General features: G+C 68.7%; 11 protein-coding genes. 4 read left to right on the plus strand and 7 right to left on the minus strand.

The genetic code is table 11. From position 1 onward, the window contains the following. Positions 1–315: 315 nt before the first annotated feature. The 4 genes from AC1DYP_RS08070 to AC1DYP_RS08085 form a co-directional block, all read right to left on the minus strand. Entirely contained in the window at positions 316–2,034 is a 1,719-nt protein-coding gene (locus AC1DYP_RS08070) for a glycoside hydrolase family 43 protein (protein ID WP_477045900.1), read from the minus strand. Between the two features lie 11 nt (positions 2,035–2,045). Beyond that, positions 2,046–4,016 carry a glycoside hydrolase family 97 protein gene (locus AC1DYP_RS08075; protein WP_477045901.1) on the minus strand — a complete coding sequence of 657 codons (1,971 nt, stop codon included), beginning with the start codon at positions 4,014–4,016 and terminating at the stop codon, positions 2,046–2,048. Positions 4,017–4,216: 200 nt separating this feature from the next. After that, complete coding sequence (locus AC1DYP_RS08080; RefSeq protein WP_477045902.1) at positions 4,217–5,077, minus strand: alpha/beta hydrolase; 861 nt, start codon at positions 5,075–5,077, stop codon at positions 4,217–4,219. Positions 5,078–5,149: 72 nt separating this feature from the next. After that, positions 5,150–6,157 carry a LacI family DNA-binding transcriptional regulator gene (locus tag AC1DYP_RS08085; RefSeq protein ID WP_477045903.1) on the minus strand — a complete coding sequence of 336 codons (1,008 nt, stop codon included), beginning with the start codon at positions 6,155–6,157 and terminating at the stop codon, positions 5,150–5,152. Positions 6,158–6,403: 246 nt separating this feature from the next. Between AC1DYP_RS08085 and AC1DYP_RS08090 the strand changes: the two genes are divergently transcribed. Continuing rightward, entirely contained in the window at positions 6,404–7,102 is a 699-nt protein-coding gene (locus AC1DYP_RS08090; RefSeq protein ID WP_477045904.1) for a FadR/GntR family transcriptional regulator, read from the plus strand. Positions 7,103–7,109: 7 nt separating this feature from the next. On the opposite strand, the gene AC1DYP_RS08095 is transcribed toward AC1DYP_RS08090, so the two are convergent. Continuing rightward, the gene (locus AC1DYP_RS08095; RefSeq protein ID WP_477045905.1) at positions 7,110–7,400 is read right to left on the minus strand and encodes a GntR family transcriptional regulator; all 291 of its coding nucleotides are present in this window, start codon (positions 7,398–7,400) and stop codon (positions 7,110–7,112) included. 83 nt (positions 7,401–7,483) lie between these two features. Continuing rightward, positions 7,484–8,926: a glycosyl hydrolase family 28 protein gene (locus tag AC1DYP_RS08100; RefSeq protein ID WP_477045906.1), complete on the minus strand. Its 1,443-nt coding sequence runs from the start codon at positions 8,924–8,926 to the stop codon at positions 7,484–7,486. Positions 8,927–9,284: 358 nt separating this feature from the next. Between AC1DYP_RS08100 and AC1DYP_RS08105 the strand changes: the two genes are divergently transcribed. The 3 genes from AC1DYP_RS08105 to AC1DYP_RS08115 are packed head-to-tail and all read left to right on the plus strand — an operon-like array spanning position 9,285 to position 12,685. Next, positions 9,285–10,541: an oligosaccharide MFS transporter gene (locus tag AC1DYP_RS08105; protein ID WP_477045907.1), complete on the plus strand. Its 1,257-nt coding sequence runs from the start codon at positions 9,285–9,287 to the stop codon at positions 10,539–10,541. A gap of 3 nt (positions 10,542–10,544) precedes the next feature. Next, positions 10,545–11,756, plus strand: coding sequence for a glycoside hydrolase family 88 protein (locus AC1DYP_RS08110; protein WP_477045908.1), 1,212 nt, complete (start codon positions 10,545–10,547; stop codon positions 11,754–11,756). Further along, positions 11,753–12,685: an ROK family protein gene (locus tag AC1DYP_RS08115; protein ID WP_477045909.1), complete on the plus strand. Its 933-nt coding sequence runs from the start codon at positions 11,753–11,755 to the stop codon at positions 12,683–12,685. Before AC1DYP_RS08110 ends, AC1DYP_RS08115 begins: the two co-directional genes overlap by 4 nt. Here AC1DYP_RS08115 and AC1DYP_RS08120 read toward each other — a convergent pair. Beyond that, positions 12,682–13,791, minus strand: coding sequence for a LacI family DNA-binding transcriptional regulator (locus tag AC1DYP_RS08120; protein ID WP_477045910.1), 1,110 nt, complete (start codon positions 13,789–13,791; stop codon positions 12,682–12,684). The genes AC1DYP_RS08115 and AC1DYP_RS08120 overlap by 4 nt on opposite strands. Between the last annotated feature and the right edge of the window lie 129 nt (positions 13,792–13,920).

Below are 13,920 nucleotides of genomic sequence, written 5' to 3' on the forward strand. Positions count from 1 at the left end.
TTTCTGATTGCGCCGCCTGATCGGGCGGCGGCGCACGACCCGCCCGACTCTTGCCGTGACGGTCCCGACGCGCTTTGCGGTAAGCCTCTTTGTTTCACTCCGAACGACGCGCGGCCTCGCCGACGCCGTCTCACTTTGTCTTGGCGGGATGTTATGCCGCCCCATCACTGTTATCGATATCAATCGGGATTGCAACACTTCATTTGTCGTACCATTCACCAATTGGTGCGCAGGCGCTCGTCGAGCCAAGATCGAACCGCTCGTGCACACGCGGAAGTAGATATCGATATCAGCCGCGATCGCGCCCGGTCCGCGCTAGGGCGCGACCTCGAACGCCTCGACGTCGGTCCAGCCGATCCGCGTGGCGGTGTAGGCCGGCCGGCCCGCGGCGGCCTGACTGAACACGCCCATCTGCGCGCCGACCCATCGGCCGGGCTTGCTGACGAACGGCTCTCCCAGCGGCGTATAGGTCACCCCGTCGAGGCTGTAGCTGAACACCACCCTGGCGTGGGTCGAGCGCAACATCGAGGGCGCGTAGTGGGGGAAGTTCGGCGGCGGGTCGGCGACGGTGACCGGCGAAGCGCTGAGCTTCAGATAGACGCTGGCGGGCGCTTGCTTCAGCCCCACGGTGACCTGTTCGGGCTTGAAGGCGTCAGCCCCGACGCGGTCCACCCGGATCAGCCGCACGCCGTCCGCCGTCTTCTCAAGGCCGATCCAGGCGTAGTCGGCGCCGAACATCACCAGACCCGCCCGTTCGCCGACGGCCTTGGGCGCGAACGCGATCCGGGTCGTCGCGCTGAACGACGGACCGGGCAGTTTCTGGGTCAGCAGCGCGCCCGCCTCCCAGAGGTTCTCGGGCGACGAGATGGACTTCAGACGCAGGGCGCCGGGCCGGGCGGTCAGGCTGCTCCAGTCGTCCCCCGGATTGGCGTTCCATTGCCAGGCCGGTGATAACGCCCCGTCGAACGTATCATCGGCCTGGACCGCCGTCGGGGCGCTCGGCTTGTCGACCTTCGGCTTGCGCCAGCGCAGAACCGGCTCGCCCCGGCCGTCGCCGTCGCGGTCGTCGCCGATCACCGGCCAGCCGTTCTTCCAGACCATGGGCTCCAGCCAGACTCGCCGTCCGTACGAGTCGGTGTCCTGGAAATGCAGGAACCAGTCCTCGCCCTTGGGCGTGACGACCCAGGCGCCCTGGTGCGGCCCGTTGATCTGGGTCTTGCCTTGGTCGAGGACGTTGCGCCCCTCATAGGGACCCAGCAGCGCGCGGGATCGAAAGACCCCCTGCCAGCCGCCCTTCACGCTGCCGGCCGGGGCGAAGACGTAGTACCAACCGTCGCGCTTGTAGAGCTTGGGCCCCTCGGTGGTGAACCAGGGCGAGGGTCCGAAGCTGGTGGACGTGTCGGGAAGCTTGGCGCCGTCGATCAGGGTCGCCGACTTGCCGACGGTCTTGTCGCCGGCCGCGTTCAGGCGCCGCGCGGTGATGACGTTGCTGAACCCCGCCCGGCTGCCGGCCCATCCGTGCACCAGCCAGCCCTGGCCGTCGTCGTCCCAGAACGGCGCCGGATCGATCGCGCCCTTGCTGTCGTCGACCAGCACCGGCGCGCTCCAGGGCCCGGCCGGATCGCTGGCCGTGACCAGAAAGATCCCGAAGTCCGGGTCGGGGTAGTAGATCAGGAACTTGCCGTCGCGATGACGGATGGCCGGGGCCCAGACGCCGCCGCCGCGCCGGGGCGTGGCGTGATGGGCGACGGGCGTGATCCTCGGCAAGGCGTGGCCGATCAGCGTCCAGTTGACCAGGTCGGTGGACTTCAGGATCGGCAGCCCGGGCACGTTGGTGAACGACGAAGCGGTCAGATAGTAGGTGTCGTCGACCCGCACGACGTCCGGATCGGAGTAGTCGCCGGCCAGCACGGGATTGCGATAGGTCCCGTCGCCCTGGTCGGCCGCGAAGGGGATTGGGCCGGATTGCGCCAGGGCCGCCGAACTGACGGCCGAGGCCAGCAGCAGGCCCAGGAAAGTCTTGGCGAGGGACACGAGCGTCTCGTCTACAACGGTTCGAAGAGGACAGCCTGACCGCCGCTGGGCGCGAGCGCCAGCGAAAGCACGCTCGCGGCCGTGACCTCGACCTTTCGGATCACCACCGGCGTTTCGAAAACGGCGCGCGCGGGCGGCCCGTCGGCGAACACCGCCGCGGTCCATCGGCCCTTGCCGAGGAACGCCAGGGGGACCTTCAGGGTGCGGGCCGTTTCATTGGTCATGGCCCCCAGGAACCAGCGCTTGCCGTGGCGACGGGCGACCATCACGTGCTCGCCGATCGCGCCCGACAGCGCCCGGGTCTCGTCCCAGGTGGTCGGGCACTCGTCGAACCACTGCAGGTCCGGCCAGGGGCGGCCCGCGTACTTATCGGGCGCGTCGTACCAGTAGAGGAAGGTCAGCGGGTTATAATAGACCACCGCCATCGCCAGCTGGTGGGCGTTGGTCGTCTGGTTCTTCGGATTGGCGTAGCAGATCGTGTAGTCGATCGGTCCGGCCACCGCGCGCGTGAACGGCAGGGTGACGTTGTGGCGGGCGGTCGGGAACTGCTCGTTGCCGCGCACGCCTTCCAGGGCCACGTAGTTGGGCAAGGTCCTTTCCATCCCGGCCGGGCGCAGGTTGTCGTGCAGATTGACCAGCAGCTTGTGCCGGCCGCAGGCCTTGACCAGGTCGAAGATGAAGTCGTTGTCGGCCTGACGGCCTTCCCAGACGAACCCGAACTTGATCCCCGCCACGCCCCAGCGCTGATAGGTCTCCAGGATGGCGTCGCGCTGGCGCATGGCCGGCACGCGGTCGACATAGAGGATCATGCCGATCCCCTTGGCGCGGGCCGCGTCGATGATGCGCTGCATGTCCAGGCCCGCGATCGGAACTGTCGCGTCGCTGGGATCGGTGCCGTCGCCGTACCAGTGGGCGTCGAACTCCACATAGTCGAGCTTCCGCGCGACCGCGAACTCCACGACCTTCAGGGCGGCTTCGGTGTTGTAGGGCTTGCGGATCCGCACCGCCCTGCCCGGCTTCACCCAGCTGACGTCGCCCAGCATATTGGGCGTGGCCAAGGTCGGGATCAGGTCGGCGCGTTCGATCAGGCCGGCGACGTTGTCGGCCAGGATCAGGGCGCGCCAGGGCGTGGACTGCCCGACGTCCAGCACGAAGGTCGGCGCGGGCGGCGTGTCGCCCGGGCCCGAATAGCCGGTGGCGCGGCCCGGATAGCGCATCAGATAGACGGCCAGGCCGTCGGCCGGATCCCGCGCCGGACGCAGCATGGCGCGCGGATAGTGCAGGCGGTCGGACTCGGCGATCAGGACGGCGCCGCCATTGGCCAGCACCGCGGTGACCGGCAGGTCGGCCAGCGGCCCGACGTCGGAACTCGCCGTGAGGTCGGGGTGGACGACCGGCGCCAGGCCCGCCGGCGTCGAGCGCTGGTACTCGCCCTCGTCCCGGCTGGAATAGACCTGGGTGTCCGCCGCCAGATTGAAGTGCGTGGCCTCGCCGCCCAGGGTGAGGCCGCGCCTATCGGGCGTCTGGCGAAGGACGTAGCGGACCGCGCAGCCGGCGTCATAGGCCCGGGCCACCACGGCGAAGGCGATCCCGGTCTTCGGGTCGCGCAGGTCGACGGTGATCTCCTCGCAGGCCTGGCTGTAGGCGGCCCGCACGCCGAAGGTCGGCGTCCAGGTTCCCGTCAGGCTTCGGCGCGACACCGAGATGACCGTAGCGCCCGCGCCGAGTTGGCCGCCCTCAGCCAAGACAAGTCCAAGCCGGCTCGGTCGAAGAACCGGGCGGCCGTCCCGCACGACGCTCCAGGACAGGCCGCCCTCTCGCACGTCCAGCTCCAGCCGCACCCGCCCGTCCGGCGAGACCGCTCGCAACGGCGCGGCGGAGGCCTTTGGCTTGGCGAGAACCGCGCCCGCCGCCCCGAGGGGCGCGGCCGCGGCGGCGGCCAGCAGCACGAAACGACGGCGGTCGAAGGACGAACGGATCATCGGCGCGCTCCTGGTCCACGCGTGACAGGGGCGCAAACGCGCTTGAAGAGCGAGCTGATCATCGACGCCTCCCAGACCTTGCTGGCCTTCGGCGCTCGGCCGTGACCCTTGTCGCCCGGCGTCATGCGCCGGGCTGTTGATATCGATATCATCGCGAATTCCGAACCGTCAATCGGAACCCGCCGCGCCCCAGCGACGCCCTAGGCGGCGGGGGCGATCTTGGTCTCGAGCCAGCCCGCCGCTAGGTGCGGCCAGGCCGAATGGGTCCCCTCGCGATCCCGCAACGCGAACCCGTGCGGCGCCGCGCCGAAGACATGGGCGTCCAGATCCAGGCCCAGATCGCGGGCTGTGCGGACGAAGTTCAGCGCATGCTCGATCGGCACGGGGCTGTCGTGCAGCGCGTAGGCCAGGAAGACCGGACACGCGGGCACGCCGTGCGGCCGCTCGGCCAGGCCGATCGGCCAGTCGTCGTAGAAGGCCTGCTTCTGGGGCGGCGCGTAGTCGGGCTTGCCCGGCGGCGCCTTGTAGGCGGTGTGGTTGGCGTTGAGGGGTGCGAACGCCGCGATCAGTCCGGCGGCCTGGACCTGAGGCTGACAGGCCACCGCCCCGGCCAGATGGCCGCCGGACGACAGCCCCGCCAGGACCAACGCCTTGTCCCGGCCGATGACCTCGACGGCCGCCAGCGCGTCGATCAGCGCCACGTCCTTGGGCCAGGACCCCGCCGCATCGGGCGCGCCCGGCAGACGGTGAACCAGCACATGGGCGTCATAGCCCAGGTCGTTGAACCAGAGGGCGACCTCCACGCCTTCGCGGTCGTGCATCAGCTTGACGTACCCGCCCCCGGCGCAGACCAGGACCTGGCCGCGCGGACGCTCGATCGCGTAGCTGTGCAACTCGGCGCGGTTCACCTGGGTCAGGACCCGATCGGGCCAGACGCCCTCGAAGACATTCTGCGAGCCTTCGCTCAGTTCATGGATCGTCGACGGTGTCCGGCAGCGCATCGTTTCCCAGTCCCTGGTCCGGTCGCCACTGGCGACTCGATCGTCGTTGGACAGAGCCATGCACGATTGTTATCGTTATCACAACATGACGACCTATAGCGACGACGCCAATCTCGTCCGAGACGACGGGCGTCAGCCGGCCGGCGCCGCGGTCGATTGCCGGACGACCAGGGTCAGCTCGGCCAGGACGTGCTTGCGGGTCTGATCGTCATCGGCGTCGCGCCGCGCCAGGCCGGCGGCCAGTTCCACGGCGGTGGCGGCCATGTCGGCGATCGGCTGGTGGATGGTGGTCAGCTGGGGCCAGATCGTGGAGGCGACCGGCGTGTCGTCGAAGCCGGCGATGCTCAGCTCGGTCGGGACGGCGATGCCCATGCCGTGAGCGACGGCGCTGACGGCGGCGGCCATGTCGTCGTTGCTGGCGAAGATCGCCGACGGACGCCGACGCAGGCCCAGCACCTGGCTGGCGGCCGCCAGGCCCGAGCGATAGGTGAACTCGCCGTCGACGACATAGGCGTCCGGCACGGCCAGGCCCGCCTGCGCCATCGTGGCCCGAAAGCCCTCCTCGCGCCGCAGGGAGGTCGAGTGCAGCGGATCGCCCCGCACGAAGGCGATGTCGACATGGCCCAGTTCGATCAGATGGCGGGTCATCATCGCCGCCCCCTCGAAATCGTCGATCGCGACCGAGGCGACGCCCGGCAGCGGCTTGGCGGAGGCGAAGCTGACGGGCTCGACGCCGGCCGCGGCCAGCAGCTTGAGGATCTTGGCGTCGTCGCAGAGCGGCGGGGGCAGCACGACGGCGCCGACGCCCGCGTCGATCAGCTTGGCCACCGCCCTGGCCGAGGACGGATGCGCGGCCGTGGGCTCGATCAGCAGCTGGCAGCCGATCTCGCCGGCCTTGCGAAAGGCCCCCATCAGATAGGCGCTGAGGTTCGACGAATTGGGATTGGAATACAGCACCCCGACCTGGACCACGCCCGTCCGCGTGGCGCGCGCCACCGCATTGGGTCGATAGCCCAGTTCGGCGATCGATTTGCGCACCTTGGCGCGCGCGGTCTCGCTGATGAACGCATAGTCGTTGATCACGCGCGAGACCGTCATCGAGGACACGCCAGCGTGCTTGGCCACGTCGTGAAGGGTCACGCTGGGTCGTCGTTGTCCGCTCAAGAGGGTCTCCCATGAACCGCGTTCGCACGCGCGGTTGTCGGGAACCATTCTAGCCAAGATTTGCCCGTCGCCGACTAGGCTAAATCGCCGGGCCGCCCGCCCCGACGCCGGCTCCCCGTCGACGGCTCGGGGTCAACACTGTTGATATCGATAACATAACAGCCCTAGAATGACCTCGAAACCGCCCCGCCTCGAAGGGCGAGACAGGACGCGAGGACAGCCATGGACATCCAGCACGCCGTCGCCCCGACGAGTCCGCGCGTTGGCCCCGCCCGCGCCTGGGCGCGCCGAGGATCGGTCACCCAGGACGACATCGCCCGGGCCCTGGGCGGCGAGATCCTTTCCGGAGTCCATGCGCCCGGCCAGGCCCTGCCCTCGGAAGCCACGCTTCTCGAACGCTTCGGGGTGTCCCGGACCGTCTTGCGTGAGGTGCTCAAGACCCTGGCGGCCAAGGGATTGGTCTCGTCCCGCGCGCGGGTCGGGACGTGGGTTCAGGACCCCAGTTGCTGGAACCTCCTGGATCCGTCCGTCCTGGCCTGGAAAGCCGATGACGGTCCCGAACCGCACTTCCAGCGCCAGCTGATCGAACTCCTGCAGCTCGTGGCGCCGACCGCGGCGGGACTGGCGGCCTCGCGCGCGGATTCGGCCCAGATCGCCGAAATGCGCCGTTGCCTGGAGCTGGCGCAAAGCGTCGGCGGATCGCGCCGGCTGCAACGCAAGGCCGCCGCGGACTTTCAGCGGCTTCTGGTCCGCGCGTCGGGCAACGATCTGATGGCGTCGCTGTCGGGCGTGCTCCAGGACGCCGCCGGCCTGGACGCGAGGGGCGAGGATCACGCCCGCAGAGAACGCCTGGTCGACGCCATCGAGGCTCGCGACCGCGATCTGGCGGCGCGGCTGGCCCTGGAGCTCGTCACCGGCTGAACGCGCGCTATGCCTCGGCGGCTTGGCCGCCCGGCGGGCGTGAGGGACGAGCAATGGCCAGGGGCGCCAAGCGCACCATCGACCAAGGTGCGACGGCCACGGCCGAAGGCTCGACAAAGACGCCCGCGCCGACGCGCCTGCGCAGCGGCAACCGAAGCGCCAGGGCGTCCAGGGCCGCCCGGACGGTGATGCGAGACACGCCGAACATCGCGGCGAGCTGCCGCTCGGGCGGGAGGCGCAATCGACGCTCGCCGCGCTCCGGCGCGTCGAGGACGCCCGCCTCCAGCAGGTCGGCCAACTGCAGGTAGAGCGGCGCGGCCTTCGGCGACGAACCGGGATTCGCGGGCGCCGCTCGCGCCGCCCTGGCTTCATCCGGCCGGTCTATTTGAACGACAACCCGCTCACATGGGGCCCGATCTCAAGAACTTCGGGCTTTGGCCCCGTCAGCTTGCGGCCCGCGATCGTGACGTTGTCGAAGGTCACGTTGCGCACGGGCCGATCCGCGGCGTAACCGGCGATGATCGAGGGCGCGGCCCAGCCCGATCCCGAATAGCTGACGTTCTTGAAGTGGACGCCGTCGATCAGCAGACCCGGGCTCGTGCCGTACTTGGCGTTATAGACCACGCGCAGATTGATCAGCTTGCCCTCTTCGACGTGATCGACCCGGATGTTGCTGAAGGTGACATTGCGCACGGTGTTGGTGTCGCCGGCGCTGATGGCCATCGCGCCCTGATATTCGGGATCGTCCTCGTCGAGGGACAGGACGTCGATGTCGTCGAAGACGATGTCCTCGAGGGTGTTGGGCTTGGCGCTGTCGCCGTGCAGGCCCACGAACATGGCGTGCGCGACGTCAGGCCAGAAGATCGAATGGCTGACCCGGATGCGGCGCGTATCGCCGACGCCGTTCTTGCGCGTGGCATAGACAGCGACGCTGTCGTCCGAGGTGCGGATGAATGCGCGATCGATGTCGACGTCCTGGCAGGCGAAGATGTTGATCCCGTCCGACCACGCCCCCTTGCTGAACGTCTTGATGTCGCTGAACCGCACATGGCTGGAGGAGCTGCACGCGATCGTGCCGTGCGCGGAATTGAGGAAAAGCAGGCCCTGAACCGTGACGTTCGTGGAATCGTGCACGACCAACTGATCGGCCTGCTCGTTGATGATCCCGTGGCCGATGATCTTGAGATTCTCGACCTTGGTGGGCGCGAACGTGCCCTGCATCACCGCCCCGCCGGCGATGTAGATCGTCTGGTTCGAGGCGGTCGGGAAGAACTTCGCGCCCTCGGGCGGAACGTGCAGGCCGGGGCCATAGACCACGACGTCGGGGCCCGGAGCCGGCGGCGCGATGGGCTCTCCGGCCAGGATATGCAGGTTGCTCAGGGTGTCGCCGTCGAACTCCACCGAAAGGTTCTGAGGCTTGTCGAGAGTGAAGTAGACGACGCCGCCCTTCACCGTGGTCTTGATCGCGTTCTGCTTGGGGCGGACCTCGACCCGGCTGAAGTCGCCGTTGTTCTTCTGGACGGCCACCTCGACGGCGCCGCGGAAATCGAACTGGACGACCGCGGCGTCGCGCGGGCGGTCCTGATCGAGCTTGACATTGTACTCATAGAGATCGCGCCAGGGGCCGCCCGGACGTCTCACCCGCACGGTGAAGTCGTCATTGTGCAGGGCGTAGACCAGCTTGGCCGGCGGCGTGGCGAAGATCTGCAGGTCGGGATCAGCCTGGACGGCCACGCTCTGAGCGGCGGCGACGCTCGACAGGCCCAGGAACAGGGAAGCGGCGAGCACCTTGGCCGTCGACCGGGAAACACTGTGTTCGCGCATGCTTCGCTCCCTGGGACGGCTGAAGCGCCGTCATCTTGATATCGTTGTGTCGGCCTCCTCCAAGCGCGTTCAACGGGGCCTGATCCGCCGGTTCGGAAAAGATCGGGGCGCCGGCCGTGCCTGGCGCCCCGCCTCGGAATAGGGAGGAATTGATCCGAGAATTCGCAGGAAGGAGCCATGCAGGCCCGTCAAAAGTGATATCGATATCATTGTTGGCGTGCAAGCCTTTTCCCGCGTGAGCGTGGATCGCGAATTTCGGTTGGTATCGATATCTGTTTCGATTATCACAGATTCACCCGAGCGGCTGCAGAGCCGCGCCGCCGGCTGGCGTCAATCGGGGGGAGGAGTCGCTTAAGCCATGAAAAAGAAGAACTACGCGCTGCTGAGCGCCTTCCTCTTTCTCTACTTTTTCGCCCAGGCGATGAGCATCTCCCTGCTGGCCCTGTGGCTCAAGCGCACTCTGGGCCTGAGCGGCGTCCAGACCGGCGTGGTGTTCTCGGCCAATTTCATCTTCGCCATGGCCTCCCAGCCGATCTACGGCTTCCTGTCGGACAAGGTCGGCTTCAAGAAGACCATCCTGTGGGTCATCGCCGGCATGGTGACGCTGTCGGGCGTCTTCTTCGCCTTCGTCTACGGTCCGTTGCTCAAGATCAACCTTCTGGCGGGCGCGGCCCTGGGCGGGCTCTATCTGGGCGTCACCTTCATCGCCGGCAGCTACGCCCTGGAATCCTACGTCGACCGCGTCGGCCGCAAGGACGGGTTCGAGTACAGCCGCGCGCGGCTCTGGGGCTCGCTGGGCTTCGCCTTCGCCGCGTTCTTCTCGGGCCGGCTCTACAACATCGATCCGCTGATCAACTTCTCGCTGGCCTCGCTGGCGGGCCTGCTGCTGCTGCCGATCCTGGCCATGACCCGGGTCGAGGCCAGCGTCGAGGAGCAGACCCGCTCGGAAAGCCTCAAGCCGCTGGACGCCCTGGCGATCCTGAAGCTCCCCAAGTTCTGGGGCTTCATGGTCCTGATCCTGGGCGTGACGAACCTCTACCTGGTCTTCGACCAGCAGTTCCCCGCCTACTACGCTTCGCAGTTCGCCGACCCCAAGCACGGCGCGGCGATGTTCGGCTATCTGAACTCGGCCCAGATCTTCGTCGAGGCCGGGATGCTGTTCGTGGCCCCGTTCATCGTCAACCGCACGGGCGCCAAGAACGGCCTGCTGCTGGCGGCCGCGATCATGATCTTCCGCATCGCCGGTTCGGGCCTGGTCGAAGGGCCGGTGGCGATCTCGGCGATGAAGATGCTGCACTCGCTGGAGCTGCCCATCCTGGCCGTCTCGATCTTCCGCTACATCGCCGCCCACTTCGAAACCCGGCTGGCCTCGACGCTCTACCTGGTCGGCGTCAGCTTCGGACACTCCCTGGGCCTGGCCGTGCTGTCGCCGATCGTGGGCAAGTCCTACGATCTGATCGGCTTCCCCCACACCTACCTGCTGATTGCCGTGGGCGCCGCGCTGTTCTGGGCCGCCTCGCTGTTCACCCTGTCGCCGACGCCCGGCCAGCCCCGCAACGCCGACCGGGCGCTCAAGACCGCCCTCCCCGACGCCGATCTAGCCAAGGTCGACTAGTTCATGTCCCAAGCTTCCTCCATTTCGACCGCCGGGCTAGCGGCCCGCGAGCCGCTAGCCCGGCGCAACGCCCTGCAAGGCCGCAACGCCGACCGCGCGACCCTGGACGCCATACTGGCGGCCGTGCTCGCGCGCATCGACGCCAACCTGGCGGTGTTCACCGACGCCTTCCCCGCCCCGTCGAGCGTCGACGGGGTCTATCCCGCCATCGACAACGTCGAATGGACCAATGGCTTCTGGACCGGAATGCTGTGGCTGGCCTACGAGGTCAGCGGCGAGGCGCGCTATCGGCAGGCCGCCGAGCGGCAGGTGCGAAGCTTCAAGGACCGCGTCGAGCGCAGGATCAACGTCGATCACCACGACCTGGGCTTTCTCTATTCGCTGTCCTGCGTGGCGGCCTACAAGCTGACCGGCGATCTGGATGCGCGCGACGCCGCGCTCGAGGCGGCCCGCCTGCTGCTGGCGCGCTACCTGCCGCAAGCCGGCATCATCCAGGCCTGGGGCGATCTGAGCGATCCCGACCAGGCGGGGCGGATGATCATCGACTGCAACCTCAACCTGCCCCTGCTCTACTGGGCCAGCCAGGTGACCGGCGATCGTAGTTTCGCCGACGCGGCCGACAGCCATATCAGCCAGGCCGCCCGCTACATCGTCCGACCCGACAGCTCGACCTTCCACACCTTCTTCATGGACCCGGTGACCGGCGCGCCGAGAATGGGCAAGACCCACCAGGGCTTCAGCGACAGCTCGTGCTGGGCGCGCGGCCAGGCCTGGGGGATCAGCGGATTTCCGCTGGTCCATCGCTACAAGGCCGACCCGTCGCTGCTCGACCTCAGCGCCCGCCTGGCCAACTACTATCTGAACCGCCTGCCGCCCGATTGGATCTGCTGCTGGGACCTGGTGTTCACCGGACCGCCGCACGAGCGCGACAGCTCGGCCGCCGCCATCGCCGCCTGCGGCCTGCTGGAGCTGGCCCGGGGGCTGCCCCTGACCGATCCCGATCGCGCCGCCTATGAGGGCGCCGCTCTAGCCACCGTCGAGGCTCTTGGCGCGCGCTACATGCTGCCGCCGGGCGCGGCGGGCACGGGCGTGCTGGCCCATGCGGTCTACCACATGCCCAATCGCGTCGGCGTCGATGAGGCCTGCATCTGGGGCGACTACTTCTTCCTCGAAGCTTTGGTGCGGCTGACCCGCCCGTGGGAGCCCTACTGGTGATTCAGGTCGGTATTGATTTTGGCGGCACCAAGGTCGAGGCCGCCGCCCTGGACGCACAAGGCAACTATCTGGCCCGCGTGCGCGCGCCCAATCCCGGCGCCTATGACGCGGCGATCGAGACGGTCCGCGATCTGGTCGCCCAGGTCGAACAGCAGGCCGGCGGGCGCGGCACGATCGGCGTCGGCTCGCCCGGCTCGATCTCGCCGAGCACGGGCGTGATGCGCAATTCCAACTCGGTCTATCTGAACGGCCGCACCTTCCGCGAGGACCTGACCGCCGCCCTGGGCCGCGAGGTTCGCCTGGCCAACGACGCCAACTGCCTGGCGCTGTCCGAGGCCGTCGACGGGGCGGCGGCCGGCGCGCGCGTCGCCTTCGCCATCATCCTGGGCACCGGCTGCGGCGGCGGCCTGGCCGTCGACGGCCGCCTGGTCGAAGGCCCCAACGGCATCGCCGGCGAGTGGGGCCACATCCCCCTGCCCTGGCCGGCGCCGGAGGAGAACCCCGGCCCGCAATGCTGGTGCGGTCAGCGCGGCTGCCTGGAGATGTGGGTCTCGGGGACCGGCCTGCAGCAGGACTTCGCCGCCGCCACCGGCGTTCAGGCCACGGGCGAGGCGATCATCGCCCGCTTCCGCCAGGGCGAGCCGGCCGCCGTCCAGGCCTTCGACCGCTATCTCGACCGGCTGGGCCGCGCCATCGCCGTCCTGGCCAATATCGTCGATCCCGACGTGCTGGTGCTGGGCGGCGGCCTGTCCAATGTCGACGAGATCTATGAACGCCTGCCGGGCCTGATCGCCCCCCGGGTGTTCTCGGACCGCTGGTCGGCCAGGATCGCGCCGGCCCGTTGGGGCGACGCTTCGGGCGTACGCGGCGCCGCCCGTCTCTGGAACGATGTTTCCGACGCCTCCGCCGCCTTGCGGGCGAGCGCCTAGGGCGTCCGCGCGGGTCGGCGGCGCGGGGCGGCCTTGGTCGGCGCCGGGCCCGACGAGCCTCGCTTGACGAGGGTGAACTTCATCAGATGGTGGGTCGGCGGCGGCGTCCCCCCGGCCCGCTCGGCCTTGATCTCGTCGACGATCAGGGACACCGCGGCCCGGCCCATGGCGCTGATCGGCTGGTGGATGGTCGTCAGCTCGGGCCAGACGGTGCTGGCGATCGGCGTGTCGTCGAAGCCGACCACGGTCAGCGCCTCGGGCACGGCGATCTGCAGCCCGTGGGCCACCGCCAGGGCGGCGGCGGCCATATCGTCGTTGCTGGCGAAGATGGCGGTCGGCCGCTCTTGCGGGCTCAGCAGCAGTTCGGCCGCGGCCAGGCCCGAGCGATAGGTGAACTGGCCCTGCACCACCCAGTCCGGATCGATGGGCAGCGACGCGGCCGTCATGGCGTCGACGAAGCCCTCGTAGCGAAGCTGGGTCGGGGTGTGCTGCGGATCGCCCTTGATGAAGCCGATCTTGGAATGCCCCAGCTCGATCAGGTGGCGGGTCATGGCCAGGGCGCCCTGGTAGTCGTCGATGCGCACCGACGAGACGTCATGCATGGGGCGGGCCGTGGCCAGGGCCAGGACCTTCACCCCGGCGGCGTGCAGCATGTTGATGGTCGGGCGGGAGTCGCACAGCGGCGGCGGCAGGATGACGCCGTCCACCCCCTGGTCCAGCAGCCGCCGAACGGCCGCCTTCTGGCTGGCCAGGCCGGTCGAGCGTTCCAGCACCAGCTGGGTGCCAAGCTTGGAGCTCTGCTCGATGCCGCCCAGCATCACCTCGCTGAGATACGAGGCGCTGGGGTTGCTGTAGAGCACGCCGATGCGCGGCCCGGCGCTGCCGGCGCGGGTGTTGCGGGCCGAAAGGTTGGGCGAATAGTTCAGGGCCTTGATCGCCGCCTGCACGCGCTCGCGCATGGCGTCGCTGACATAGCTGTTGCCGTTGACGACGCGGGAAACGGTCATCGATGCGACGCCGGCGTAGCGCGCCACGTCGTGAATGGTCACCGCCCGTCCCGTATCCGGCGGCTGGGGCGGTTCGATGGTGTCTTTGCCCTTCGCCAAGCCCGGCTCCCTGAGCGTTGTGGACGACAGCTCGCGGCAAGGTCCGGCCGCATCGCGCTGTCGTCACGATTTGGCTGTCCCGCGCGTCGAAGGATCGGCGGCGCGAGACCGCCAACCGATTCGAAACCC

The sequence above is a fragment of the Caulobacter sp. P1_D6 genome (genome assembly GCF_056406095.1).

Excerpts from the sequence above, each read along its gene's own strand:
- AC1DYP_RS08080 (WP_477045902.1), bottom strand. The coding sequence starts at position 5,077 with ATGGCTCTGTCCAACGACGATCGAGTCGCCAGTGGCGACCGGACCAGG.
- AC1DYP_RS08110 (WP_477045908.1), top strand. The coding sequence starts at position 10,545 with ATGTCCCAAGCTTCCTCCATTTCGACCGCCGGGCTAGCGGCCCGCGAG.
- AC1DYP_RS08075 (WP_477045901.1), bottom strand. The coding sequence starts at position 4,016 with ATGATCCGTTCGTCCTTCGACCGCCGTCGTTTCGTGCTGCTGGCCGCC.
- AC1DYP_RS08090 (WP_477045904.1), top strand. The coding sequence starts at position 6,404 with ATGGACATCCAGCACGCCGTCGCCCCGACGAGTCCGCGCGTTGGCCCC.
- AC1DYP_RS08100 (WP_477045906.1), bottom strand. The coding sequence starts at position 8,926 with ATGCGCGAACACAGTGTTTCCCGGTCGACGGCCAAGGTGCTCGCCGCT.
- AC1DYP_RS08105 (WP_477045907.1), top strand. The coding sequence starts at position 9,285 with ATGAAAAAGAAGAACTACGCGCTGCTGAGCGCCTTCCTCTTTCTCTAC.